Source organism: Streptomyces sp. NPDC031365 (assembly GCF_055569765.1).
This window is the reverse complement of record NZ_JBVIIM010000005.1, coordinates 203,780-227,812: the sequence shown is the minus strand read 5'-3', so window position 1 is coordinate 227,812 and position 24,033 is coordinate 203,780. Positions and strand designations below refer to the sequence as shown.

At 72.2% G+C, this 24,033-nt stretch carries 23 protein-coding genes and 1 pseudogene; 16 read left to right on the top strand and 8 right to left on the bottom strand.

Annotation, left to right across the window (positions count from 1 at the left end; genetic code table 11):
- The first annotated feature begins 149 nt into the window (after positions 1–149).
- From ACZ5C2_RS11120 to ACZ5C2_RS11090, 7 genes are all read left to right on the top strand, one after another.
- Positions 150–1,004: a hypothetical protein gene (locus ACZ5C2_RS11120; RefSeq protein ID WP_468788974.1), complete on the top strand. Its 855-nt coding sequence runs from the start codon at positions 150–152 to the stop codon at positions 1,002–1,004.
- Complete coding sequence (locus ACZ5C2_RS11115) at positions 1,001–2,482, top strand: CocE/NonD family hydrolase (RefSeq protein ID WP_468788972.1); 1,482 nt, start codon at positions 1,001–1,003, stop codon at positions 2,480–2,482. Before ACZ5C2_RS11120 ends, ACZ5C2_RS11115 begins: the two co-directional genes overlap by 4 nt.
- Positions 2,479–3,858 carry a YcaO-like family protein gene (locus ACZ5C2_RS11110; RefSeq protein ID WP_468788970.1) on the top strand — a complete coding sequence of 460 codons (1,380 nt, stop codon included), beginning with the start codon at positions 2,479–2,481 and terminating at the stop codon, positions 3,856–3,858. Before ACZ5C2_RS11115 ends, ACZ5C2_RS11110 begins: the two co-directional genes overlap by 4 nt.
- A gap of 8 nt (positions 3,859–3,866) precedes the next feature.
- The gene (locus ACZ5C2_RS11105) at positions 3,867–5,021 is read left to right on the top strand and encodes a nitroreductase family protein (protein WP_468788968.1); all 1,155 of its coding nucleotides are present in this window, start codon (positions 3,867–3,869) and stop codon (positions 5,019–5,021) included.
- On the top strand, positions 5,018–6,757 hold the full coding sequence (locus ACZ5C2_RS11100; protein ID WP_468788966.1) for an ABC transporter ATP-binding protein/permease: 1,740 nt from the start codon (positions 5,018–5,020) through the stop codon (positions 6,755–6,757). Before ACZ5C2_RS11105 ends, ACZ5C2_RS11100 begins: the two co-directional genes overlap by 4 nt.
- Positions 6,754–8,505 (top strand): ABC transporter ATP-binding protein, encoded by a 1,752-nt coding sequence (locus tag ACZ5C2_RS11095; protein WP_468788964.1) that lies wholly within the window; start codon positions 6,754–6,756, stop codon positions 8,503–8,505. Before ACZ5C2_RS11100 ends, ACZ5C2_RS11095 begins: the two co-directional genes overlap by 4 nt.
- Positions 8,506–8,653: 148 nt before the next feature.
- Positions 8,654–9,109 (top strand): hypothetical protein, encoded by a 456-nt coding sequence (locus ACZ5C2_RS11090; protein ID WP_468788962.1) that lies wholly within the window; start codon positions 8,654–8,656, stop codon positions 9,107–9,109.
- Positions 9,110–9,587: 478 nt separating this feature from the next.
- Here the strand turns inward: ACZ5C2_RS11090 and rpsR are convergent, their stop codons facing one another.
- From rpsR to rpmG, 4 genes are read right to left on the bottom strand one after another with little or no spacing between them, the layout of a single operon-like run.
- Entirely contained in the window at positions 9,588–9,824 is a 237-nt protein-coding gene (gene rpsR, locus ACZ5C2_RS11085; RefSeq protein WP_468788960.1) for a 30S ribosomal protein S18, read from the bottom strand.
- A 46-nt stretch (positions 9,825–9,870) separates the two neighbouring features.
- Positions 9,871–11,031, bottom strand: a complete 1,161-nt coding sequence (locus tag ACZ5C2_RS11080) for a CobW family GTP-binding protein (RefSeq protein WP_468788958.1) — start codon at positions 11,029–11,031, stop codon at positions 9,871–9,873.
- Positions 11,031–11,285 (bottom strand): type B 50S ribosomal protein L31, encoded by a 255-nt coding sequence (locus ACZ5C2_RS11075; protein WP_468788956.1) that lies wholly within the window; start codon positions 11,283–11,285, stop codon positions 11,031–11,033. The genes ACZ5C2_RS11080 and ACZ5C2_RS11075 overlap by 1 nt, the downstream gene beginning before the upstream one ends.
- A gap of 50 nt (positions 11,286–11,335) precedes the next feature.
- Positions 11,336–11,500 (bottom strand): 50S ribosomal protein L33, encoded by a 165-nt coding sequence (gene rpmG, locus ACZ5C2_RS11070; protein WP_468788954.1) that lies wholly within the window; start codon positions 11,498–11,500, stop codon positions 11,336–11,338.
- Positions 11,501–11,566: 66 nt separating this feature from the next.
- Here rpmG and rpmB point away from each other — a divergent pair, with 66 nt between their 5' ends.
- Both rpmB and rpsN read left to right on the top strand, forming a co-directional pair.
- Positions 11,567–11,803, top strand: a complete 237-nt coding sequence (rpmB, locus tag ACZ5C2_RS11065) for a 50S ribosomal protein L28 (RefSeq protein WP_468788951.1) — start codon at positions 11,567–11,569, stop codon at positions 11,801–11,803.
- The gene (rpsN, locus tag ACZ5C2_RS11060; RefSeq protein ID WP_468788949.1) at positions 11,803–12,108 is read left to right on the top strand and encodes a 30S ribosomal protein S14; all 306 of its coding nucleotides are present in this window, start codon (positions 11,803–11,805) and stop codon (positions 12,106–12,108) included. The genes rpmB and rpsN overlap by 1 nt, the downstream gene beginning before the upstream one ends.
- Before the next feature lie 374 nt (positions 12,109–12,482).
- On the opposite strand, the gene ACZ5C2_RS11055 is transcribed toward rpsN, so the two are convergent.
- Together ACZ5C2_RS11055 and ACZ5C2_RS11050 are read right to left on the bottom strand one after the other, a co-directional pair.
- Positions 12,483–14,906, bottom strand: a complete 2,424-nt coding sequence (locus ACZ5C2_RS11055; protein ID WP_468788947.1) for an ABC transporter permease — start codon at positions 14,904–14,906, stop codon at positions 12,483–12,485.
- Positions 14,903–15,595, bottom strand: coding sequence for an ABC transporter ATP-binding protein (locus ACZ5C2_RS11050; protein WP_468788945.1), 693 nt, complete (start codon positions 15,593–15,595; stop codon positions 14,903–14,905). Before ACZ5C2_RS11050 ends, ACZ5C2_RS11055 begins: the two co-directional genes overlap by 4 nt.
- Before the next feature lie 221 nt (positions 15,596–15,816).
- Here ACZ5C2_RS11050 and ACZ5C2_RS11045 point away from each other — a divergent pair, with 221 nt between their 5' ends.
- The 4 genes from ACZ5C2_RS11045 (at position 15,817) to ACZ5C2_RS11030 (ending at position 19,924) form a co-directional block, all read left to right on the top strand.
- A complete protein-coding gene (locus tag ACZ5C2_RS11045; protein WP_468788943.1) occupies positions 15,817–17,103 on the top strand; it encodes a sensor histidine kinase in 1,287 nt (428 codons plus the stop codon).
- The gene (locus tag ACZ5C2_RS11040) at positions 17,100–17,786 is read left to right on the top strand and encodes a response regulator (RefSeq protein WP_468788941.1); all 687 of its coding nucleotides are present in this window, start codon (positions 17,100–17,102) and stop codon (positions 17,784–17,786) included. Before ACZ5C2_RS11045 ends, ACZ5C2_RS11040 begins: the two co-directional genes overlap by 4 nt.
- Before the next feature lie 1,119 nt (positions 17,787–18,905).
- Complete coding sequence (locus ACZ5C2_RS11035) at positions 18,906–19,268, top strand: hypothetical protein (protein ID WP_386491576.1); 363 nt, start codon at positions 18,906–18,908, stop codon at positions 19,266–19,268.
- Positions 19,265–19,924: a nucleotidyl transferase AbiEii/AbiGii toxin family protein gene (locus tag ACZ5C2_RS11030; RefSeq protein WP_073759566.1), complete on the top strand. Its 660-nt coding sequence runs from the start codon at positions 19,265–19,267 to the stop codon at positions 19,922–19,924. Before ACZ5C2_RS11035 ends, ACZ5C2_RS11030 begins: the two co-directional genes overlap by 4 nt.
- Before the next feature lie 435 nt (positions 19,925–20,359).
- Here ACZ5C2_RS11030 and ACZ5C2_RS11025 read toward each other — a convergent pair whose 3' ends face one another.
- The gene (locus ACZ5C2_RS11025; RefSeq protein ID WP_468788937.1) at positions 20,360–21,748 is read right to left on the bottom strand and encodes a hypothetical protein; all 1,389 of its coding nucleotides are present in this window, start codon (positions 21,746–21,748) and stop codon (positions 20,360–20,362) included.
- Positions 21,749–22,060: 312 nt separating this feature from the next.
- Here ACZ5C2_RS11025 and ACZ5C2_RS11020 point away from each other — a divergent pair.
- A pseudogene (locus ACZ5C2_RS11020) lies at positions 22,061–22,282 on the top strand (tyrosine-type recombinase/integrase); the annotation flags it as partial.
- Between the two features lie 420 nt (positions 22,283–22,702).
- On the opposite strand, the gene ACZ5C2_RS11015 reads toward ACZ5C2_RS11020, so the two are convergent.
- Positions 22,703–23,005, bottom strand: a complete 303-nt coding sequence (locus ACZ5C2_RS11015; protein ID WP_468788935.1) for a hypothetical protein — start codon at positions 23,003–23,005, stop codon at positions 22,703–22,705.
- Positions 23,006–23,212: 207 nt separating this feature from the next.
- Between ACZ5C2_RS11015 and panD the strand changes: the two genes are divergently transcribed.
- Together panD and ACZ5C2_RS11005 are read left to right on the top strand one after the other, a co-directional pair.
- The gene (gene panD, locus ACZ5C2_RS11010) at positions 23,213–23,635 is read left to right on the top strand and encodes an aspartate 1-decarboxylase (protein WP_468788933.1); all 423 of its coding nucleotides are present in this window, start codon (positions 23,213–23,215) and stop codon (positions 23,633–23,635) included.
- Between the two features lie 48 nt (positions 23,636–23,683).
- The gene (locus tag ACZ5C2_RS11005; RefSeq protein ID WP_468788931.1) at positions 23,684–24,028 is read left to right on the top strand and encodes a GNAT family N-acetyltransferase; all 345 of its coding nucleotides are present in this window, start codon (positions 23,684–23,686) and stop codon (positions 24,026–24,028) included.
- Positions 24,029–24,033 lie beyond the last annotated feature (5 nt).

The window sequence follows — 24,033 nt, the reverse complement described above, 5'->3', positions numbered from 1 at the left end:
TCCCCCCCCCACCCAACAAGACTAGCGGAACACCCCAAGGCCACAGACAACCCCCCCCCCCCCCCCCCCCCCCCCCCCCCCCCCCCCCCCCCCCCCCCCCCCCCCCCCCCCCCACGCCCGTCCCAGGTCCCGTTGACAGGAGGAACGCCGTGTCCCGCAACCGACTAGTCCCCGGTGTTGAGGTCGTCGCCGTGCCCGGGCGGGGACTCGCCGTCCGTACCCCGGGAGGAGAGTTCTTCGCCGTGCGGACAGTCGACGCGAACGAGGACGTCCTGCTCTCCCTGCTCACGGGCGGGACCACAGCCCCGGTGGACGAGGAACTGGAGCGCCTGGCGCGGGCGTTCGAGGAGGCCGGCTATCTGACGGAAGAGCCCCGGCCCTCGCTGTGGCCCGCCGCTCGCCGGGACGTTTTGATCCTCGGCGACCCGGTGCTGACCGAGCCGCTCGCCGCGCACCTGGTCGCCCTGGGCGCGCGGCCGCGCACGACGTCGGCGGTGACCGCATCCGACGGATCACCGATGGGCATCGAGGACCTGCTCGACGGCAACCCCTGCGCGGTCGTGTGGTGCCTGGACGGGCCCGTACCCGACGGCTGGTGGGACGCCGCCGACCGGTTGCCCGAGTACGGCGTCGCGTGGCTGCGCTGCCACCGCGAGGGCTGGCAGGCGTACGTCGAGCCGGTGGCCGCCGCTCCCGGAGACGTCACGTCGGCGCACGTCCGGTCCCGTCGGCTCGCCGCCACGCCCGCTCACCGCGAACTGGCCGCCTACTGGAGCGGACCTCGTACCTCCGGCACACCGGTCAGCCTCTCCCCGCCCGCCGCCGCGCTGCTCACGGCGCTGCTCGCGGACGATCTCAGCCGGTGGGCCACCGGCGCCCCCGCGTCGGCCGGACTCCCGGCGCGGCGCCGCCTCCGACGGGTGGACCTGCGTACGCTGACCGTCACCGAGCACCCCGTCCTCCCGGTGCCCCACGTCGCGGCGATGCCGAAGAGGGACCGATGACGGCGTTCAGCACGGTGGTGGGGGGACTGGCCACCGACGTCCGGCTCCCGGCCGGTGACGGCCCCTTCCCGGCCGTCCTGCTGCGCACCCCCTACGACCGGACCCGGCATGGGGCCGAGACGCGTGGCTGGGCCCGCCGCGGGTTCGCCGCCGTCGTCCAGGACGTGCGCGGCCGGTTCGCGTCGCCGGGGGAGTGGCGCCCGTACGCGAACGAGGCCGCCGACGGAGCGGCGACCGTCCGCTGGATCCGGCGGCAGCCGTGGAGCGACGGCCGGCTGGTGGCCGTCGGCGCTTCCTACGCGGCCCACTGCGCCCTCGTCCTCGCCCTCGACGTGCCCGAGGACACCCGGCCCGACGCCGTCATCGCGGCCGTGCCCGCCCTCGGCCCGGCGGAGACGGCGCGCGAGGCGTCCGGCGTGGAGCGGCTGCTGTCCCGGGCCGGATGGTGGGCCGCCCACGGTGACCGGCGGGACTCCGACGAGAGCGCGCTCGACAAGGCCCTCGCCGCCGATCCCGGACTGCTCACCCACCTGCCGCTCGCCGGCCTCCCCGAACGGCTGGGCCGCGGCCTGCCCTCCTGGGCGGACCTGTGGCGGCACCGTGACCGGGGCCGCCTCGTGGCGAGGGCCGCACGGGCCGGCGTGCCCCTGCTCGCGGTGGGCGGCCACCACGACCACTTCACCGAGGACACGGTCGCGCTGTGGCGCGACTGGGGCGGACCTTCGGCCCGGCTGCTGCTCGGACCCTGGGGGCACTCCCTCGTCACCGCGCCCGGTCCGGACGCCCGCCCCGCCCACCGGCTGAACCTCGGCGAGCTGTACGTGCGCTGGGCCCGCCGCGCCCTGACCGGTGCACTCGCCCGCGGCCACCACGGCGCCCAAGGGCTGGGCGAAGCCGACCTGTGGCTGCCCGCCGGCACCGAGGGTGAACCGCGCACACCACGCACACGACTGGTGTACGGCTCCGCCTTCACCGCCGACCCCCGCCGGCCCGTCCGCTCCGACGACCTCACCGTCCCCACCGACGGCCCGCCCGACCGCTGCCTGCTGGTCACGCCGCCGCTGCCGCGTCCGCTCGACGTGGTCGGCCCCGTGAGCGTGCGCCTACGGGCCACCGTTCACCATCCGTCCGCGGACTGGGCCGCCCGGCTCGTCGCCCTCACGCCGGAAGGGACCGCCGAACGGCTCGCCGTCGGCGTCGTCCGGCGCGCCGGACCGGCCGGACGTGAGGCCGCCTTCACCCTCGGCCTCGGCCGCCTCACCCGCCGGCTGCCGGCCGGCACGCGGCTGCGCCTGGAGATCGCCGGACACCACTTCCCGGCCCACGCCCGCAACCCCCACACCGGTGACGACCCGATGACGGCCGGCCGGCTGCTCGCCTCCCGGCGGGAGGTCGACCCGGACAGCGTGGCGCTGACCCTGCCCGTGCTCCCGTCCCGCCCCACCCCCATCGACCCCGCCGAGGAGACCCTGCGATGACGACGCTGCCCCTGGAAGCACTCGTCGACCCCGTCTGCGGCATCGTCCGCAAGGTCAAGCCCGTCGAACACCCCACGGGCGCCCCACCCCGCTACACCGCGCTCACCGCCGAGGTGTCCGACGCCCGCAGACACGGCCTGTGGCCCGCCGACCGGGTCTCCCTCGGCACGACCTTCGGCGACCCCGGGCAAGCCCGCGTCGCCGCGATAGCCGAGGGGATGGAGCGGTACTGCGGCAACCGCGTACCACCCCCCGGCCACCCCGACACCCCCGTCCGCGCCACCGCCGCGGAACTGGTGGACAAGGGCCTGCGTCCGTACGGCCCGGGAGACCTGCCCGCCTACGCCGACTGGCAGTACGCACGCGAGAAGTTCCCCTACCGCCCCTTCGCCCCCGACACGCCGGCCCTGTGGACGCGCGGCACCGAGCGGCTGCCCGGCGGGCCGACGACGGAGGTCTGGGCGCCCGTCGCGCTCACCCACCTCAACTGGCGCCAGGGCGCACTGCGCGAACTGCCCCGCACCCACCACCTCAACTACGCGGGCATCGCCACCGGACAGGGCCTCGACGACGCCGTCGAGCGCGGCCTGCTGGAGACCGTCGAACGCGACGCCCTGGAGCTGTGGTGGCATCTGGACGGCCCGGCCCGGGGCATCGACCCGGCGAGCGTGCCCGGCCTCGCCGACGACCTGGCCGGTTCCGCGCTGGACGTCCACATCGTCGAGATGCACTCGGAGTTCGCCCCCTGCATGGCCGCACTCGTCCACGACCCGCGTCTCGGTCTGTACGCCGCCGGGTTCGCCTGCAAGTACGACCCGGCCGAGGCCGCCCGCAAGGCCGTCCTCGAAGCCGTCCACACCTGGGTCTTCACCCAGGGCCTGACCGACCCCGGCGGCTGGGTGTTCCAGGCCGTCGAGGCCGGACTGCTGGCGCGTGGCCTGTACCTGGAGCACCGGGCCGACGGCCGCTACCTCGATGTGTGCGGCGAGCAGTTCGAGCACGTGCGGGACCTGGGGGCGCACGTGCAGGTGTGGCTGGACGAACGGATGGCGGCCGAGGCCCGGCGCTTCACCGCGCCCGCGCTCGGCACCGTGTCCGTCGGCGCGGTCGAGCCCGGCAGCCGGGAGCGGCTGGAGAGCACGCTGCGCGCGGGCGGTCACCGTGTCATGACCTTCGACCTCACCACCGAGGACGTGGCCGAGACCTCGCTGCGCGTCGCCCGGGTCCTCGTCTCCGGACTCCTGCCCAACGCCCCCGCCGCGTTCGGCTACTTCGGCTGCCCCCGCCTCGCCGACGCCGCCGTCGCGCGCGGATGGCGCACGACCGCGCCGAGCACGCCGGAGGACCTCACGCTGGCGCCTCCGCCGCACATGTGAGGACCGCCGTGGAAGACCTCCGTGAGAACCGCCCGGTGGACCTCGTCGCCGCCCTCGCCCGCGCCCGCTCCCCGGAGCGTCCCGGCCCCGACGCGCCCGCCGGAACGGCCGTCCGGTCTTGGCCGGGGCCGCCGCTTCCGATTCCGCAGGCCGCCCCCGCGGCCCTCGACCTGCATGCCCTGCTGCGTCTGTCCCTGGCGGCCTCTGACGCCTCCGGACGCCTCAGGCCCGCGCCCTCCGCGGGCGCGCTGCACCCGGTGGACGCCGAACTGGTCGTGGGCGCCGACTGCTCCCTGCCGCCCGGCCGCTACGGCTACGACCCCCTGCGCCACCGCGTCCACCACGTCGGCCCGCCCCCCGACGACACGCCGCCGGGCGTGACCGCCGAACTCGACGTCACCGCACGGCGCACGGTCTCCCACTACGGCCACCGAGCCTGGCCCCTTCTGCTGCTGGACACCGGGCACGCCGCCGCGGCGCTGTTCCTGGCGGCCCGCGTCCTGGGCACGGGCGAGCCCGAGGCACGGCTGGACGGACTGGCCGAGGACCCCCTGGCCGTCGTGCGCATCCCGCCGCCCGAAGGGCGGAGCCCGACGCACCCGGCAGACGGCCCCCGCGTCCCGGAACCGCCCGCGGGTACGCCCACCCCGGCCGAACTGCTGGCGCGCCGCAGTACCCCACCGCCGTTGCCGGGCGTCCCCTCCCACGACGCACTGCGGGCAGTCCTGGCCACCGCCGAACGGGCCTGCGCCGGAGGCCCGTTGCGCTGGTGCGCCGTGGTCGGCCCGCCACGGCCCGGCCTCATGGCACTGGCACCCGACGGCACGGCCCTGCGGCGGTACGCGGCGGGGGAGGCCCGTCCGACGCTCGCGGCCTGGGCCGCGGGCCAGGCGTGGATCGCGGACGCGGGCGCCGTCCTGCTCGCCCACGGCTGCCCCCCGGACGCCGACGCCGCGCACATTCGCCGCGCCCACCTGCGGGCCGGCTTCGCCGTCCACCTGGCGCATGTCACCGCCCGGCGCCACGGGCTGGCGGCCCGGCCCGTCGGCTCCTGGCAGCAGGCGGACCTGGGCGCCGCCCTCGGAGCCGCGCCGGACCGGGACTGGGTCGTCCACGCACTGGCCCTTGGCACCCGTCACGCCGACGAGGAGTACCCCACGTGATCGTCCACCCCGAACTGCGCCGCGCCGCGGGGCGCGCACGGCGCCCCCTCCTGGCGGCCACCCTCCTGCAGGGCGCCGTTACCCTCACTCACCTGGCGCAGGCCGCACTGCTGGCCCTCGTGCTCGCCGGCCTGGCCCGCGGTGATACCGGACGGCTCCCGTGGCTGCTCGCCGGGGTGCTCGCCGTCGTCGCCGCGCGCGCCGGGCTCGCCGTGTGGCAGCGGCGCACCGCCACCCGTGCCGGGGCCCGGGTCAGGGTGGGCCTGCGGGACGAACTCCTGGCCCGCCTGGGCCGGCTGGGGCCCGCTCACCTGACCACCGCACGGGCCGGAGCCGTCCGCACCACTCTCGTCGACGGGGTGGAGGGCGTCGACGCCTACGTCTCCCGCTACCTGCCCCAGCTCCTGATCACCCTCACGGTGCCGCCCCTCGTCCTGACCGCCCTCGCCGTGGTCGAACCGCGGGCCCTCCTCGGCCTCGTCCCCGCGCTGCTCCTCGCACTGGCCGGGCCGCGCGCCTGGGACCGGCTCCTCGCCGCCCGCGGCAAGGAGCACTGGGACACCTACGAAGGGCTGGGCGCCGACTACCTGGAGGCCCTGCAGGGCATGCCCGCCCTGCGCGCCGCCGGCGCTGTCGGGCGCACCCGCGCACGCCTGGAGGAGCGGTCCGCGGCGCTGCACCGGGCGACCGTCGCCAAACTGCGGGTGTCCCTGGTCGACACCGGCATCACCGACCTGGCCATCCAGGGCGGCACCGCCGCCGCCGCGCTCCTGGCGTGCTGGTCCGCCGTCACCGGATCCACCACGGCGACCGGCACCTACCTGATGCTGCTGCTGGCCTCCGAGTGCTTCCGGCCGGTCCGCGACCTGGCCCGCGAGTGGCACGCCGGATACCTGGGGGCGTCGGCCGCGGACGGTCTCGCGGCCCTGCGCACCGCCGAGCCGGCCGTCCCCGACACCGGAACGGCACCCGCGTACTGGCAGGAACCGCCCGAACTGCGCTTCCACGACGTCCTCTTCACCTACGCCGGAGCGCCGGCGCCCGCGCTGGACGGCGTCTCCTTCACCGCCGAGGCGGGACGGACGACCGCGATCGTCGGCCCGTCCGGCGCCGGCAAGTCCACGCTGCTGGCCCTGCTGCTGCGCCACCACGACCCGCAGGCGGGCCGGATCACCCTCGACGGACGCCCCACGACCGTGTACGCGCTCGACTCGCTGCGCCAGGGCATCGCCGTCGTCTCCCAGGAGACGTACCTCTTCCACGCCACCATCGCCGACAACCTGCGCCTGGCCCGGCCGGACGCCACGGACGACGACCTCACCCGTGCGACCCGTGTCGCCGGCGTCCACGACGAGATAGCCGCCCTCCCCGACGGCTACGCCACCGTCCTCGGTGAGCGCGGCGCCACCCTCTCGGGCGGGCAGCGCCAGCGGCTCGCCCTCGCGCGGGCCCTGCTGGCGGAGGCCCCGGTGCTCGTCCTCGACGAGGCCACGAGCGCCGTCGACGAACGCCGCGAGGCGGACATCGTCCGGGAACTGCTGAACGCCGCCGGCGGCCGGACCGTCCTGGTGGTCGCACACCGGCTGGACGCCGTCCGGCACGCCGACCGCATCGTCGTCCTCGACGAGGGACGGGTGGACGCCGTCGGCGAGCATGCCGACATGGTCGGCGCCGGCGGCGTCTACGCGCGGCTCGTCGAGGCCGGAAACGCCCACCGGGGAGAACGCGCCGCATGAGCACCCCCGTCACCACCACCGCTGCGGACACACCCGCGCGGGGCGCGCTGCGCGCCCTCCTCCCCGCCCTCGCCGAGCACCGCTCCATGACGGCCCGCACCTGCGCCGTCGCGTTCCTCGAACAGGGCTCCCTCGTCGCGCTGCTGACCCTCGCCGCACACACCGTGGGCACCGCCGTCATCGAAGGGCACGCCCCCTCATCCGCCACCGTCACCGCGCTGGTGGCCCTCGTCCTCGTACGCGCCCTGGCGACCTGGCGGGAGATGGACCTCTCGCACGACCTGGCCTACCGGGTACTGGCCGCTCTGCGGGTGCGCGTCTTCGACGGACTCGCCCGCAGTGCGCCCGCCAGGGTCGCGGGCCGGCGCAGCGGCGACCTCGCCGCCACCGCCCTGGCCGACGTGGAGGCACTGGAATTCTTCTACGCCCATACGACAGCCCAACTGCTGGCGTCCGGCACGGTCTTCACCGGCGGTTCCATGGTCCTCGCCTCGGTCGAGCCGTGGCTGCTGACGGCCGTGGTCCCGGTCGCGGCCCTGCTCGCCGCGGCCCCCTTCGCCGACGCACGCGCCCGCGCCGCGCGCGGCACCCGTACCCGCACCGCCATGGCGAAGCTGTCGGCCGACGCCGTGGAGGCCGTCGACGGGCTGCGCGAACTGCTCGCCTTCGGCGCCCTGGCGGAGCACCGCCGCAAGCTCGCCGAGCGGGGGCGGCAGGTGGGCGATGCCCAACGCGCCGAGGCCACCTGGGAGGCCGTCGCGGCCGCGGTCCGTGACCTCCTCATCGTGGCCGCCGTCCTCGGCGTGGTCGCGGCGGCGGCACAGTCGGTGACCTCCGGGCGGCTGCACGGCGCGTGGGCGCCGGCGGCGATGGCCCTGTCCCTGTCCGTCCTCGGCCCGGTCGCGGAATCGGCCCGCGCCCTCAGCCAGGCCGTGGCGCTGCGTGCCGCCGCCTCCCGCGTCGACGCGGCCGTCAGGGCCCCGGCTCTCGCCCCGCCGCCCGCAGCCCCCCGCGCCCTGCCACCCGGACCGCTGGGCGTCCGGCTGCACGGGCTGCGGTTCGACTACGGCGGACGGCCCGTCCTTGACGGCGTCGAGCTGACGGTCCCTCCGGGGCGGACACTCGCCCTGGTCGGCGTCTCGGGTGCCGGCAAGTCGACCTGCGCCCACCTGCTGGCCCGGTTCTGGGACCCTTCCGCAGGCGCCGTCCAACTGGTGCCCGCCCATACCGACCCCGTGGACGTGCGGGAGCTGAGTGACACGGAACTGCGGCGTGCGGTGGTGTTGGTGGGACAGGACACGCCCCTCTTCCACGGCACCCTCGCAGAGAACCTGCGCCTCGCCGCACCCGAGGCCGACGACCGGGCGCTGGCCGTGGCGGCGCGGCTGTGCGGCGTCGACCGGATCGTTCCGATGGACACCCCCGTCGGCGAGCGGGGCGCCACGCTCTCGGGGGGCCAGCGGGCCCGCATCGCCCTGGCCCGCGCACTGCTGGTCCGGCCGCGGGTCCTCATCCTGGACGAGTCCACCGCCCACCTGGACAACACCGGCGACGCCGAACTCGCCACCGCGCTCAAGGAGGAGGGCCGCACGACGATCGTCATCGCACACCGCCTGGCCACCATCCGCCGTGCCGACCGCATCGCCGTTCTCGAGGAGGGCCGCATCACGGAAGAGGGGACCTGGGAGGACCTCACGAGCCGTCCCGGCAGCGCGCTCAACCGCATCCTCACCGCCACCCCCTCCTGAGTACGGCAACTCGCCCTGAACAGCGGACCGGTGGGGCTCGGCACTCCTGACCGCACGGTCTCCCCCCGATCCGGGTGCGGTGGGGAGGCCGGGCGGGTACGAAGGAAGATCACTACTGCACGACGACGCGTTCCCCGAAGGGCGCAGGGTGGACCTGCGTAGGGGTACGGCGGAGGAGGACCGGGTCGCCGAAGGCGGTCGGTGGGGACCCGGGCGGACGGTACGGGCAGCGGTGATCGCCGCGTTGCTGCTGGGCGTGAACACCGGGCAGCCGGGTGCGGTGGCGCGTCTGAGGCTCACCGGGGCGCGGATCTCCGGACTCCTCGACCTGGCCGGCGCGCAGATCGCCCATGCCCTCTGGCTGGAGGCGTGCTGGTTCGAGGAAGCGGTGAATCTCCTCGGTGCGTCGACGCAGACCCTTGTGTTCACGGACAGCCGGATACCCGGCATCGAGGCCGATTCGGCCCGCATCGAGGGCAATTTCTCCCTGCGACGCTCCGTGGTGGAGGGCGGTGCCCCCACGCCCTTCAACCGCGTGAGCACCGCCCTGTCGCTCACCGACGCCCGGGCGAGTGGCGGGCTGCTCCTCAACGGGCCCGGTTGATCGCACCCGACGAATGGGCGCTGTCGGCCGGTGGCCTGGCCATGCAAGGGGGCATCTTCTGCCGGAACGGGTTCGTCGCACAGGGTGAAGTCCGACTGATGGGCGCGCGGTTGCCGGGCACCCTGGCCATGCAGGGCGCCCGGCTGGGAGGATCCGGCCCACGCGGCGTGGCCCTCACCCTCGACAACGCCATGGCCTCGTCGCTCACGTTCTCCGAGGGATTCACCGCGAACGGCACGGTACGGCTGCGCACGGCCTGGTACTGGTCGAACGACAGTCTCCAGTGGCTGGCCCCCCTGCTGGTCGCCTCCGGCTGGGTGCTGACGACTGCGGTCATCGCGGCGTCACCCGCACCCTTCAGAAGAGTTGGCGGTCGACGGCTGAGTTCGGCAGTCGCCGGCAGATCAGCGCGCAGCTCAGGAGGAAGCTCCGTGGATGCCAGCGCCTGTCTCCCAGCGGATCCGCCCGGGCCGGGGCCCTACCGGCCCGAGTGGGGGAGCAGTGCCATCTCGCGGGCATTCTTGATTGCCCTGGCGAGCTGCCGCTGCTGCTGGACGGTGACGCGGGTGACCCGGCGGCTGCGGATCTTGCCGCGATCGGAGATGAACGTCCGCAGCAGATCGGTGTCCTTGTAGTCGAGGTAGGTGATGCCGGCCGCGTTCAGCGGGTTGGGGCGGGACGTCAGTGGTGTGCGGGGGCCTTGGCGCGGGGCCATGGATGCTCCTTCTCGGGTGGGTGTGGGGCCTGGGCCGGGGCGCGGCTCAGGCCTGGGCGACGGGGTCGAGGAGGGAGTCGAACGCGGCCGGCAGGTGCTTCCATGCCTCGGGTCCCGCGGCGTACTCGGCGTCGGTGAGCAAGCAGGGGTCGAGCAGCCGTGTGAGCCCGTCGCGATCGAGTCCGGGCGAGGTGAAGACGAGGTGCTGGCAGCGGTCACCGTGCTCGGCGTGCCAGTCCAGCGCGGCCGCGGCCCGGCGTACGGGCGGAACCAGGTCCCAGGCGGCGTCGGGCAGGGACGCCAGCCAAGGGCCGGCGCTCTCCACACACAGGGCTCCGCCGGCGGCGTCCCAGGCGAGCAGGGTGTCGGGGCGGTCGGCGAGCCAGAACCGCCCGCGGCTGCGGGCGGCGGCGCAACAGAGCTCCTCCAACGCCTGGTAGAGGCGTTCCGGGTGGAACGGACGGTGGCGGTGCCAGACGAACGTGGTGACTCCGGCTTCGTCCGCGTCTTGCGGGAGCAGGGCGCAGGCCGGGTGCTGGGCGGCGGCAGCCGCCTCCACGTCGAAGCCGGAGAAGGCCAGCCTGGCGAGTTCCGCAGAACCGGCGTTCACCTGGCGGGCGGTGGGGTGGAGTTGGGTGAGGAGCGCTCGGTCCTCGTCGTCGGCGTCCTCGCTCTCCACGACGGCGAGGACAGGGGCGTACTCCAGTTGCCTGGCCCAGGTGTCGCCGACAGTGCGCTGGTCGGTCGCTGCAGCCGCGAGACCTGCCTCTGCGAGATCGTCGCCGTTTCCGAGGCAGGGGAGCACGAGGGCCGGGTCGACCGCCGTGATCACGTTGGTGAGACGGACCTTGTCCGCGCCGTGGGCGACGACGGCTTCGGCCATGGCCTTGGGCTCGACGGAGTCCCACAGCTCGACGACGGCGAGCCGCGTCACGCCGCCATCGGCCAGCCGCTCCAGTTCGGGAACCAGGTCTTCGCGCAGCGCACAGCACGCGCAGTCGTTGACCAGCGGGGCATCGCCGCGGGACAACTCGCCCGACGCGTCGCGCACCTGGCGCAGGACGGTGCCTTCCGCCGCCGTGGACAGGTCGTGATGGAGGACGACACTGCCGGGGACCGTCCGCAGCAGGCCCTCCACGACCGTCCGGCGGGCCTCGGAGTGGAGCCCGCCGACGATCAGCACCGGCAGACGGCTCGCGTCCCGCATCAGTTCGCTCCGCGTCGGCCGTAGCGGCGCTCGAACCGCTCGACCCGGCCCGCGGTGTCCAGGACCCGGGCGGTTCCTGTGTAGAAGGGGTGGCTCACGTTCGAGATCTCGACGTCGACCACCGGGTAGGTGTTGCCGTCCTCCCAGTCGACCGTCTTGTCGCTGGTCATGGTGGAGCGCGTGAGGAAGGCGTAGTTCGCGGCCCGGTCACGGAAGACGACGGGACCGTACGCGGGGTGGATGCCAGGCTTCATGGTGGCGTTCCTCGGGGTCAGGGCGGATCAGTGGTTAAGGGCGTGCGGGGTCAGCGTTCCTCGCGGAAGTCGACGTGGCGTCGGGCGACGGGGTCGTACTTGCGCAGGACCATGCGGTCGGGATCGTTGCGACGGTTCTTGCGGGTGACGTACGTGAAGCCGGTCCCCGCGGTGGAACGGAGCTTGATGATCGGGCGTACTTCGTTGCGGGCCATGCGGGTACTATATGGCAATGATTTCCATTACCAACAACTGCCGTCCCGTGAAGGGTAGGTAAGACCTTGTCCGCACACTGCCAACTGACCGGCGCTCAGCCGGGATTCGGCAACACCATCTCCCACTCGCACCGGCGCACCTCGCGCCGCTTCGACCCGAACGTCCAGCGCAAGCGCTACTGGCTGGCGAGTGAGGGCCGGTACGTTCGGCTGACGCTTAGCGCGAAGGCGATCAAGACCGTCGACGGCATCGGCATCGAGGCCGCCGTGGCCCGCATCCGCGCCCGGGGAGTGAAGATCTGATGGCCAAGAAGAGCAAGGTCGCCCAGAACGAGAAGCGCAAGGCGACCGTGGAGCGGTACGCGGCCCGACGGACGGAGCTGAAGGAGACCATCCGCCGACCGTCCTCCACCGATGCCGAACGCCGGGCCGCAGTGGTGGAACTGCGGCGCCAGCCCCGCGACGCCAGTGCGACCCGGGTGCGCAACCGGGACAGCGTGGACGGGCGGCCGCGAGGCCATCTGCGGAAGTTCGGCCTCTCGCGTGTCCGTATGCGCGAGCAAGCCCATGCCGGCTTCCTTCCCGGGGTCACCAAGTCGTCCTGGTAGCACCGGCGTTCTTGCAGTGGACGGAGCTTCTGGCCGTGACTCGGCGGAGTTGCGGCCGGGACCTCGTCCAGCGCATGTCGCCCTCCGCGTCTCCGGTCGGGGCGCCCTTGCGGGTTCCCCGGGTCAAGCGCAGACCCGGGCCCGGCGGCGGTGCCCGATCGCAGGCCGAGGAAGCCTCCGTGACCGCGCCTCCGGCAGGAGACCCCAGCCCCGGCGCCATGGTGCGACCCCTACCGTGACGGCCGGGATCGGGAGCACTCCTGTGGTGCCGGACCGGCATCTGAAGAGGCGTCCCCGACTGCCTGTGCGAACTCGCATGCCCGGCCCTTCCTGGGCCGGGCTGTCCTCATGCGCTGTTTCTGTCGTGTTCGGCGTCACTCGGTGCGCAGGGCCGTGGCCGTGCGGGTCCTGGCCGCCCACCCGGCCGGGATCATCGCGCCCAGCATCGCCAGCACCACGCCGCCCAGCCCCAGCAGGAGCAGCTCGACAGGCCCGTACACATCGAGGACCGGCGACGGCATACCGGTGCCCACCGCGCGCCCCATCACCGGCAGGACGACGCCGTGCAGCAGGTACCCCGCCGGCACGCCCAGCAGCCCGCCGACCACGCCGATCGCGGACACCGAGGCGAGCACGAGGCTCACCGTCTGCCGCGGCGACATGCCGATCGCCTTGCACACGCCCAGGTCGTGGACGCGTTCGCGGGTGTCCAGGACGACGGAGTTGAGCACGCCGAGACCGGCCACGGCGATCAGTATGAGGGTGAGCAATACTGCCATCGCGTCCATGATGAGGATGACACCGCTCTGCTCCGACTCCACGACGGTCGTGGCGTCACCACCCATCGGCTGCACCACCGACGCGAGCTTCCGGGCGAACTCGTCGGCCGAGACACCAAACTTCACGTCGACAAGGAACGTCTCGGGCTGCGCCGATGGGAAGTTGGCCATGTCCGTGTGCACCTCCAGCTCATTGCCGGAGGTGTCGAAGGACTCGCCGACGATCCGCAGGTCGGCGCTCTCCTTCTCGAACGTCATCCGCACCGTGTCGCCGACCTTGGTGCTGGTCCGCTCCAGGAAACGCGTGGGCACGACGACCTGGCCCTTCCCGGTGATCCAGTGCCCCGAGAGCATCTCGTAGCTGCCGGAGCGCGAGTCGCCTTCGTAGAGGCTGGCCTCCACCCCGCCGGAGACCCCGGCCACGGCGACCTCCGTCTGGAGCTTGCCGTAGTACGACTTCAGCCCCGCCTCGGACGTGACAGCGGCCCGCACCTTCGCCGGGTCGGCCACCTTGGGCTTGGACGTGCCGGCCGGGCTGGGGGCGACGGGAGACGGGCTCGCCGCGGCTTCACCCCCCGCGGGAGGCGGTGGAGGCGGGGGAGCGATGGTGTTCAGCTTGACCGTCGTGACCGTGACCGCGGCACGGCTCTCGGGATCCTGCGACGTGCCGACCTCGTTGAGGGACGAGGTCAGTCCCAGCGCGAAGGTCGCCGCGACCGTGCCGAACGCCACCGCGAGCAGCATCGCGAGGGCACGCACCGGATGCGTGAAGGGAGTGGCGAGCCCATACGTCACCGGCCGGGGCAGCGGCAGCCGTCCCATGGCCCGGTGCGCCCACTGCCCGCGCCCCGGGCGCGGCGCCCGGCCGACCGCGATGGCCTCGACCGTGTTCAGCCGTCCGGCGCGCCGTGCGGGAATCAGCGCCGCGAGCCCCACGACGACCAGTGCGGCGGCCGGTACCGCGACGTCCACCCACCAGGCCACCGACAGTGAGACGTTGCCGTACACCGACCCGGTGTCCGCCAGCAGCGGCACCGCCAACAGGTTGCCCAGCACGACACCCAGAACGATGCCGACCGTGGCCGGGATCAGCGCTTGCGCCACATAGGCGCGGACGACCTCGCGGGGAGTGAAACCGATGGCCTTGAGGATGCCGATCCTGCGCAGACTGGTGCCGACCGCACCGCTGATCACGCTGCTGACGATGATCACCGACATGACGATGCCGAGCACGCCGAAGGCCATCACGAACGGGACGGTCGCCGCCGCGCCCTGGTCCGCGGCGTGCTTGGTGTCCAGCCAGGACTGCGTACCCAGCAGTGCTCCGGAGTCCACGGAGGAGGCGAGCTTCGCCCGGCCGGCGAGGATCTGCTGCTTCGTGCTCGCGGAGTCCAAGCGGTAGAGCATCTGGGTCGTGAGGGGGTTGCCCAGCGCCGCCAGGGCATCGACCTGCGCCGAGGTCGCCCATGCGTCGGCGGACTTGCCGACCGACACGGCGAACCCGACGACAGACAGGGTCGGGGCGTTCGGAGAGTCCGACGCCCTAAAGGTCGAGCCGATGTCGGCGGAGGGGCCCTGGAAGGACGCGTCGATCACGATCTCGCCGGGCTTCTGCGCCCACCGGCCGGACTTCAGTTCCACGCGGTCGACGTCGGCGTCCGCTGTGGACCGCCCGACCACGGTCAGCGTCGGCATCCGGAAACCCGACTGGTCCACCGGGCGGAATGCCGTGGCCACGAACGGCCCCGCGCTCGCCGTGACGCCGGCCAGCTTCTTGGTGCGCTCCAACTGCGCCGCACTCGCCTTGGCCGGATCGAACTGCGCGGTGATGTGCGCGCCCTGCTGCTTCTTGAAGGCGTCCTCGAAGGGAGCGGCCGCGGCGACCATCAGGGCCCCGGCCACCACGGCCGAGGCCACGGCCATCATCGTGGCCACGGCGATCACCAGGGTCTGCACTCGCCGCCGGCCAACCCCGGAGCGTACGACCCGGCCCAGCGCGCCGTTACCGAACAGGCTCATCGGACGGCCTGCGCGTAGGTGTCGAGGGCGAGGTGACCGTCCACCAGGTGGATCGTGCGGCTCGCACACGCCTCCGCCAGCGCCAGGTCGTGCGTCACGAGCACGATGGTCTGGCCATCGCGGTGCAGGTCGGTCAGCAGCTTGCGGACTTCCGCGCCCGAGGCGGAGTCGAGCGCACCCGTGGGCTCGTCGGCCAGCAGCAACACGGGGCGGTTGATCAACGCCCGGGCGACACCGACCCGTTGGCGCTCACCTCCGGACAGCCGGCCCGGGTAGGCGCGTGCGTGCTTCTGGATGCCCAGCATCTCCATGAGCTCACCCGCGCGGGCCGCGGCCGCGCGCCGACTCGTCCCGGTCAGCTGGGCCGGGAGCTGGATGTTGTCGATGACGGTGAGGTCGTCCAGGAGATTGAAGAACTGGAACGCGATGCCGATGTACTCGCGACGGAATGTGGCGAGGGCGTGTTCGCTCAACTGGTCGATCCGCCGCCCCGCGACGAGCACGGAGCCCTCGGTCGGCTTGTCCAGGCCGGCGATGAGGTTCAACAGCGTGGACTTGCCGCTGCCGGAAGGACCCGTCACGGCAAGAGCCTCACCCTTGGCGACGCTGAGGGTGAGCGGTCCGAGCGCCGACGCACCGGCGGTGTCGTAGCGCTTCGCCACACCTTCCAGCCCGATCACTTGATTCATGCGGGTTGTCCGTCCTTATGATCGCGAGAGACACATGCCGTTGCCGACCCCGCGAACCTAGAGGCTGCCACCCGCGCGGCGCGTCGGCCGCGGAACCAACATCGGACCCTCCCAGCGGATGATCCGGCCAGGGAGTCCTACCTGAGGAGTAGACCTCGAAGGCAATGCCCTGATCAGACAGGTGGACGCGGAGCGGGCAGCGAGCGCCTCACAATGGACGGATGGAGACGCAAGACCGTCGCCGTCAGCTCATCGACGCGCTGCGCCCCGAGGCGAAGTCCGCCCCGCAGTCGAAGCAGGCGCTGCGCCTGGACGTGGTGCTGGCGGTCGTGCTGACCGCCGTGGCTCTGTACGTGGCGGTTCGGTACCCCGGTAGCGGGCCGGTGGATGTGAACCCCCCCAAGATCGACGTCGGCACCGGCGTGCCGGCGCCGCCCTCGCCCGGCCCCGATCAGGCGCCCGCGGAGGAAGACGCTCCGCCCGTCCCCTGGGCCATGGTCATCCTGTCGACACTGCCGCTCGGACTGAGGCGCCGGTTCCCGCTGGCCACGTTCGTGACGGTGCTGGGCGCGGCGCTGGCCATTGGCGGCTCCGCATCCTGGACCACCGTTCTGGCCTGTGTCGTCGGCGCCTACAGCGCCATCGTGTACAGCCGTTACCGGATACTGGCGATCGCCGTCCTGGTGGTGGCCGCCGCGCTCTCGGGTTACGCGTTCCGTAACGCCGATCCCCTGCTCCCGGGCTGGTCCAGCCCGGGATTCGTGCTGCTGGTGGCCGGGATGCTGGCCAGCCTCGTCCGGTTCCTGCAACTGAGACTGGCGTCCAGCCGGGACCGGGTCACCGAGTTGCAGCAGGCCCAGGAAGAGGCCATGCGCCGGGCTGTCGCGGAGGAGCGTGCGCGCATTGCCGCCGAACTGCACGACGTCGTGACCCACAATGTCAGCGTGATGGTGATCCAGGCGGGCGCGGCCCGCAAAGTGATGGACGTAGTGCCCGAGCAGTCCAAGGAGGCGTTGTTGGCCGTCGAGGCAGGCGGCAGGGCCGCCATGGCCGAACTGCGGCATGTGATGGGCCTGTTGGCGGCTCCGGACCATGAGAGGCCCGACGGCCTGGAGCCGCAGCCGGGGCTGGCGCAGCTCGACGCGCTGGTCGCCCGGGTACGGGCCGCCGGGACGCCCGTGAGCGTCGGGGTGTCGCTGCCGTCGGAACCGTTGCCGTCGGGGGTGGACCTCGCGGCGTACCGGGTTGTGCAGGAGGCACTGACCAACACGATCAAGCACGCACGCGGCGCGGAGGCGTCCGTCGCCGTCGGATACACCGACGACTGCCTGGAGATCGAGGTCACGGACACAGGAGGTGTGAAGGACGCCCCGCCGGTGGAGAGCAACGGTCGCGGCCACATGGGGCTGCGGGAGCGGCTGGCCGTGTACGGAGGGGAACTGACGGCCGGTCCGACCCCGGACGGCGGCTACCGGGTCACCGCCCGCATCCCGCGGAGCGCGGCATGACCGGGGACCGGCCGCCGCTGCGCGCCGTCATCGCCGACGACCAGGCCCTCGTGCGCACCGGTTTCAAGATGATCCTGGCGGCGGACGGCATCGAGGTGGCGGCCGAGGCTGCTGACGGGGCCGAGGCCGTCGCAGCGGTGCGCCGCACACGGCCCGACGTCGTCCTCATGGACATCCGGATGCCGGTGATGGACGGCATCGAGGCCACCCGGCGCATCCTCGGCGGTGACGGGCCGTCGGAGACCCGGGTCATCATCCTCACCACGTACGACCTCGACCAGTACGTCTATGCCGCGCTCACGGCCGGCGCCAGCGGCTTCCTGCTCAAGGACGTCACCCCTGAACGCCTGGTGTCCGCCTTGCATATGGTGCAGTCCGGTGACGCCCTCCTCGCGCCCACGATCACCCGTCGGCTGATCGAACGCTTCGCCGTGCCCGACGAACCCCAGACCGTCGCACCGCACCGCGACCTCTCCGGCCTGACCCCGCGTGAACTGGAGGTGCTCCGCCTGCTTGCCACCGGCCTCAGCAACGCCGAATTGGCCTCCCGGCTCTTCCTGAGCCCGACCACGGTCAAGAGCCACGTCGGCCGCATCCTGTCCAAGCTGGATCTGCGCGATCGCGTCCAGGCCGTAGTCTTCGCCTACGAGACGGGTCTGATCGCCCCGGGCGGGGGCGCATAGAAGACTGCTGAAGATCTTGATGGGGGCCGGCCGGGCGTGGGGTCCGTCCAGCCAGTGGGATCGGACGGGACGCGCCGGCGTTCGGGCAGGCGGCGGCGGATGCCGAGTCGTTCCAAACACCGTCGTGGGGGCGCGTTGTCTCCGGCTGAACATCTTCCCGACCGGCGACGACTTCGCCGACCGACTCCGCGGCCACCGAGCCGACTTGCTGGTCATGCCGAGGGAAGCATTCGAGGAGCACGAGCAGTTCCCGCACCGGGTGCTCTTCCAGGACCGCTGTCTGGTCGGACACCGCTGGTTCCGCCAGTGCCTGATCGGTTCGGCCGAGGAGGAGCCGGCGAACCGGCCCCTGACCGCCCTGCTCCTCTGTCCGCGCGAGGCGGCTCGGCACCATCGGCATTTCGCCTCCCCCCTTCGAGGGGCAGTGCAGTGCATCGCGTCCGGTGCCCAGCCGGTCGAGGCGTTCCTTCAGGCAGTCGACATCGACTGGACCGAAAAGCACAACAGGACTCCCGTGACGCGGTGCGTATCTTCCTCGCGCGCGTCAGAAAGGTCAGCAACTGATCAGTGTGAGTCCTCGAACACCCGGCGACGGCTGACCGGACATGCCCATCGAGGTAGTCTCGGAACAACGCCCTTGACCTGCACGGACAGGCAGGGAGCAGACGAATCGGGAGTTTTTTCGTACTTCGTACAGTATTCAAGTCCAAGATCTAGCATTTGGGTGCTTTTGCAGGTCAGAGGCTTGATGGCCCCGCTGAGGTCAGCAAACGGTCAGCATCGGGCGCGGGAGCGTCCCAGCTTGCTGACGGGTGGCCGCCATGACGGGTGGCCTCGGCAGGTCTCTGGCTCCCACCAGGCCGCAGCCGGACCCACCGCGGCGGCCCTCCGCGTGACCTGCTGCGTCATGATCGCCCGCGCCCACGATCGGGGCTGGTTCCGGGTCTGCAGGGCCGCCGGTTGCCGCGCCACCTGGGGGCCGGCGCGGGTAGGCGATGTTGCGCTAAGCGCCCACGGGGTCAGATGTCCGAGTGAAGGGCGGGCGGCCGCCCGACCCGTACGTACGACAGGGGCCCCCTATCCGCCATGCCGCCGCCTCCCAGCAGCGATACTGGATGCATGGACGCGACGATCACCGCCCCCCGCGCCGAGGTGCTGCGGGACCGCTACCGCAGCCGACTGCCCGAGCGCTTGCAGGAGCTGGCCGGCCCCGTCGAGGGCGACGTGGACCTGCCGCTCCACATCGTCTGGTCCGGGCGGACCAGCTACAGCCTGGACCGTCCGAAGTCCCGCATGACGCTCTACCGGACCGTCCTCGCCGAAGGACAGAGTGAGGACCTGGTGGCCCTCCTGCACCACCGGCTGCTCGCCGAGCAGTGGCCCGTGCTGCGGCGTTTGATCAGTCCCTACATCCGCGAGGTCTGGGAGGACGCCTTCCCCGAGCTGCTCCGCACCGCTCCGGCCGACACGACCGCCGCGTGAAGCTCACTCCGCTCCACGAGCGTCTCCTCGCCGACATCCTCGACCTCGGCTCGCCCTACCCTCTGGTCCTCACCGGCGGATACGCCGTGCAGGCCCACGGCCTGGTCGAACGCTTCAGCCGTGACCTCGACGTCGCCACCGAGAACCCCGCTCCGATGCAGGAGATCGTCGCCTCACTCACAGCAGGCCTCAGCGCGCGCGGATGGCGGACCACGCACGTCCAGACCGATCCGCTCAGCGGCCGGTTCCTCGTCACCGATCCGGACACCGGCGAGGAGTGCGAGGTCGACGTCCTCAAGGAGGCGTTCTGGGCTCCGCCTGCCCAGACCCCCTACGGCCCCGTTCTTTCCCTCGACGACGTGATCGGCACCAAGGTCCGTGCCCTCGCCGACCGCGGCACCGTCCGCGACCTCATCGACGTCCAGGCTGCCTCCCGCCACCGCTCCACCGCCGACCTCGAATCCCTGGGCCGCCGTCGCGCCCATGACGAGTTCAGCCTCGAAGACCTCCGGGACCGGCTGATCGGCGCGGACTGGTACGAGGATGAGGACTACACCGCGTACGGGCTCACCTCCCGGCAGATCGAAGAACTCAAGGCGTGGGCGCTGGAGTGGGCGGAGGATCTGGGTGCACGGATCCATGACGAGAACGCCTGAGAGGCGGTCATCGCGTCCATCCCCTCTACCGCCGTTGCAACGAGAGGATGCGGTGTGGCCAGCAGGTTCCAACCCGGATTCGTCCACGGTGGGTGGCTGCCCTGCACGACGGATGTGCATGGCGGCCGCGCGATACCCCGCAGTGGACTCACGGCGAAACCGGGCTGCGGTAACGGTCAAACACCCATCCCGCTCCCACTCCCAGGTCAAGTCCGGGCCTCGACGGTCGAACTCGGTAACGGCCACCTTGAAGAATTGGTCGGAAGGCTTCCGGCTGGATCCGCTGCCGTCCTTCGGGGCGGGTGAGCAAGGCCATGTTCTGCATCGCCCGCGCCTACACCGTCACCGCGAGTCGAGGCCCACGCTGCTGGCCGTCATGTGGTTTGGTCGTCCGCCCAGAGGCCGTCCGGACGGAACTGTCGTCCTAGCGGTGCGTCAGCGAGACGAGGACGCGCAGGGTTCCTCGTTCTGCCCCGGCAGCAGCCGCAGGGCGAAGACGGAGCCGTCGGCGTGGACGGAGACCGGACCGCCCCAGTCCTTGTCGAAGGTGAGGCGGGGGCGGACGTGGCGGCTCGCGTGGACGAGGGCGCGGTACTCCTCGATGTCGCCCCTGGCGAGGAGTCGGAAGACCCCCTCGTCCACGCCGGAGAACGCCTCGACGCGGGGGCCGTTGAGGCGGAAGACGTGGTCGGTGCCGACGTACTCGTTGCCGAAGAGGGTGTGGGCGGCGTCCTGGATGCTCATGCTGGCAGCGTGTTCGAGACCGGTGTAGCGTTTGCGGCCCTGCCGGTCGGTCAGGTGGCGGGCGGTGGCGTGGCCGGAGCCGGTGAAGGCCATGAGGCCCGCCGCGGTGGTGTGGGCCAGGGACTCCTGGAACCAGGCGTAGTCCTTCGGCTGCACGTGGCAGCCCCGTACGGGCTCCGGTGCCACCAGGCCCTCGGCCGGCGGGTGGATGTCCGGCATCACGTTCGCCTGGAACGGCGGGGCGTTCCGGTTCGCTTCCCGGCCCTCTGCCGGGGACAGCCGACCGCCACTGCCCGGCGCCTGGAGGGCGTGGACGGTCATCCTGCTGCCGTCCGTCGGGAGTTGTGCGCTGAACAGCAGGCCGGGGGTCTCGTTCCATGCGCCGATGTGGACCGCTTCGGCGTGGGCCGAGGCGGAGGCCAGTTGCTCGGCGGAGGTGGCGGAGTCGCTGTGGTTGCCCTTGCAGGCGAGGGGGATGGCAAGGGACGGCTCGCCCGGCCGCCACACCTCGGCGAAGTACTGGGGACGATAGCGGTACTTCACGTTCTCGCCCTTGTCCCTGCCGGTGAGGGCCCAGCCCGCGCGTAACGCCGTATCTGCGGGGACGATCGTCACCGAATGGTCGGGGAAACGGCTGTGCAGCATGTGCTCGGCGAGCGTGAGCGCGAAGCCGATGCCGAGCTCGCTGGACTGCAGCGACTTGTAGTGGTCCGCGATGCGGTGGCCTTCGTCGGTGAGGCCGAGGAAGGAGTCACGACCGCCGGCCAGGGCCTGGGTGTACTTGAGTGCGCCCCAGTGCTCCGCCAACCCTCGGCCCGCACCGCGCCACGACAGGGCAGTGGCCCGGGCGAGGGTGTGGAGCACGTCCCAGAGGGTCACTTCGAACTGCCGGGGCAGCTCGATCGGCAGGATCGGGACGAGGGCGGGCTTCCGGCGGAGCGGATGGTCCTCGTTCTCCTTCCGCTTCTCGTCGTCCGCCGTGATGGCGGCCTTCACCTTCCCGACGAGCGCGTCGTCGGAGTGGACGGAGACGTTCGAGGACTGGGTCAGGTCCTGGAGCACTTCCTCGGTCGGCTTCAACAACTCTCCTTCACGGTGTGCGAGGGCGGTTCGCCATCGGCTGGACCGTACAGAAGGGACGAGCGGCGCACGCAAGTGCGCAGGGGCGCGTGACTTGGACTTCGGCTTGGGCGGGCCGAAGTCGGCGCCTTGGCCCCGCCTCGCTCGCGAGCCCCGCGCTGCCGAGGGGCCTCCGGCAGGCCGCAGGCAGCGAGCCGGCTTGCGGGGCGGTCGAGCGTCGACCGGCCGATGGCCAAAGGGAACCGTGCCGAACCAGAGCGATGTCGGTGCCCGACAGGTCGGTGCGTGGACGCACGTCGTCCTTGTGAGGAGCTCTTCAAAGACCTCCCGCCGGAGGAGGGTGTCGGGATGTATGGCTTCCGCCACTACTTCGCCTCGAACGCCCTCGGAAACGGGATCCCCATCACCTGCGTCGCGGAATGGATGGGCCACAAGTCCATCGAGGAGACGCACAGCACCTACCGGCACCTGATGCCGGGCAGCATCACCAAAGCCGCCCGGATCCTGGACGCCGCCCTCTGGGAAGCAGCCTGATTCACGGCGTGGGGGCAATGGAAGGCTTGCCGTCTGCTGGTGGCGCAGCAACTGCACTGCACTTGATCAGCGGAGAAGGTAGGCGTTGAGGTTTCCGAAATGCGACGGCCCGCAAACGGTCCGGATCTTGGCGGTGGGTGAAGCATGGCGGCGCTGGGTTCATGAGCACGCACCCGGAGGAGCCTCGCTGGTTCGCCAGCGAGGCTCCTTCTTCGTCCTTCAGCGGCTCACTCGGGTGCAGTTGAAGCATTGAGCTTCTTCGGCGCTTACACTCCCGGGGTGGGGGGACTGCGGCGATGGTGTCATGCGGTTGGGCGGCAGCGGAGGACGCGACTGCGGGAGCTGCTGGGGATGCCGGACGGCCGCCCCGCGCTCAGACTCGTCTGACGAGCTGCCCGCGGGACGGTGCGGTTCGGGTGATCAGGCTGCCTTGGGCTGGGAGTCGGCGAGGTCGTTCAGGACCGCGTTGGCTACGGGCCAGCACATGTCCAGGGTGTCGCGGTCGGGGGCGTGGGCCTCTCGGATTTCGGCGCGCGGATGTACGAAGTTGCGGGCCAGTGCCAGTGGCGCGTGTGCCTCCGAGGCCACGCTGTCAGCGATCCGGTCGTAGAAATTCGGCAGGGCGTTTCGGTCCCGGGGGCGCAGCACCAGCGCCGGGGCGTACGTGAGACGTGCCCCCGGCTCCGGTTCGCGGGGAGGTTGCCACTCGGCGCTGAATGTCACGGGACGCTGCAGCACGCGTTCCGCGAAGAGCGTGCACCTTCGACGAGCCACAACAGCCGTGTTCGCGCTGAAGCCCAGGCAAGAGCCTGCTTACCGGAGTGAAGCGATGTTCCTCACAATCTTCGAGTCAGGCGCGTGCCAGTTGTAGAGTGATACCGCCCTTGACCTGCAGAAAGCAGGCAGGGAGCTGCCTTCCGGGAGTCCAAAGTGCTGCGTACTCTGTTCAAGTCCAAGATCCACCGCGCCACCGTCACCCAGGCCGACCTGCACTACGTGGGATCCGTGACGATCGACGCCGAGCTGCTCGACGCCGCCGATCTGTTGCCCGGCGAGCTCGTGCACATCGTCGACATCACCAACGGGGCCCGGCTGGAGACGTACGTCATCGAGGGCGAGCGCGGGTCCGGGGTGATCGGGATCAACGGGGCCGCCGCCCATCTCGTCCGCCCCGGTGATCTGGTGATCATCATCAGTTACGCTCAGGTGACCGACGCCGAGGCGCGGGCGCTGGAACCCCGGGTGGTGCACGTGGACGCCGACAACCGCATCGTGGCCCTGGGCGCCGACCCCTCCGAGCCGGTGCCGGGATCGGACCAGGAGCGCAGCCCGGGGGCCGTCGCCACGGCCTGACCGGCGTGGACCGGGGCAAGGCAACCGAGGCAGGAGCGTGACGTGGCCATGGGTGACATAGAGATCCGTGACGACCGGGCGGTGGGACGGCTCGAAGCCGTGGCGGACGGTGAGGTGGTCGGACGGGTCGAGTACTTCGTCCTTGATGCCCCCGCCCGCGCCCTCGTGCCGGTGCACACCGTCGTGGAGCCGGCCCACGAGGGCAAGGGCATCGCGGGCTCACTCGCCCACGGGCTCTACGCTCTCGCCGCCCGCGAGGACAGCGCCGTCGCCCCGCTCTGCCCGTACGTCGTGAAGTGGGCCGAACGCCATCCCGAGCAGGCCCCGACAGCCGGTCCGGAGCTGATCCGGGCGGCGAAGAAGTGGCTGACGGCGCATCCCGAGCGGTTCTGAGGGCG

Excerpts from the sequence above, each read along its gene's own strand:
- ACZ5C2_RS11110 (WP_468788970.1), top strand. The coding sequence starts at position 2,479 with ATGACGACGCTGCCCCTGGAAGCACTCGTCGACCCCGTCTGCGGCATC.
- ACZ5C2_RS11055 (WP_468788947.1), bottom strand. The coding sequence starts at position 14,906 with ATGAGCCTGTTCGGTAACGGCGCGCTGGGCCGGGTCGTACGCTCCGGG.
- ACZ5C2_RS11095 (WP_468788964.1), top strand. The coding sequence starts at position 6,754 with ATGAGCACCCCCGTCACCACCACCGCTGCGGACACACCCGCGCGGGGC.
- ACZ5C2_RS11080 (WP_468788958.1), bottom strand. The coding sequence starts at position 11,031 with ATGCGGGACGCGAGCCGTCTGCCGGTGCTGATCGTCGGCGGGCTCCAC.
- ACZ5C2_RS11115 (WP_468788972.1), top strand. The coding sequence starts at position 1,001 with ATGACGGCGTTCAGCACGGTGGTGGGGGGACTGGCCACCGACGTCCGG.
- ACZ5C2_RS11040 (WP_468788941.1), top strand. The coding sequence starts at position 17,100 with ATGACCGGGGACCGGCCGCCGCTGCGCGCCGTCATCGCCGACGACCAG.
- rpmG (WP_468788954.1), bottom strand. The coding sequence starts at position 11,500 with ATGGCCCGCAACGAAGTACGCCCGATCATCAAGCTCCGTTCCACCGCG.
- ACZ5C2_RS11005 (WP_468788931.1), top strand. The coding sequence starts at position 23,684 with ATGGGTGACATAGAGATCCGTGACGACCGGGCGGTGGGACGGCTCGAA.
- ACZ5C2_RS11045 (WP_468788943.1), top strand. The coding sequence starts at position 15,817 with ATGGAGACGCAAGACCGTCGCCGTCAGCTCATCGACGCGCTGCGCCCC.
- rpsR (WP_468788960.1), bottom strand. The coding sequence starts at position 9,824 with ATGGCCCCGCGCCAAGGCCCCCGCACACCACTGACGTCCCGCCCCAAC.
- rpsN (WP_468788949.1), top strand. The coding sequence starts at position 11,803 with ATGGCCAAGAAGAGCAAGGTCGCCCAGAACGAGAAGCGCAAGGCGACC.
- ACZ5C2_RS11035 (WP_386491576.1), top strand. The coding sequence starts at position 18,906 with ATGGACGCGACGATCACCGCCCCCCGCGCCGAGGTGCTGCGGGACCGC.
- ACZ5C2_RS11050 (WP_468788945.1), bottom strand. The coding sequence starts at position 15,595 with ATGAATCAAGTGATCGGGCTGGAAGGTGTGGCGAAGCGCTACGACACC.
- ACZ5C2_RS11075 (WP_468788956.1), bottom strand. The coding sequence starts at position 11,285 with ATGAAGCCTGGCATCCACCCCGCGTACGGTCCCGTCGTCTTCCGTGAC.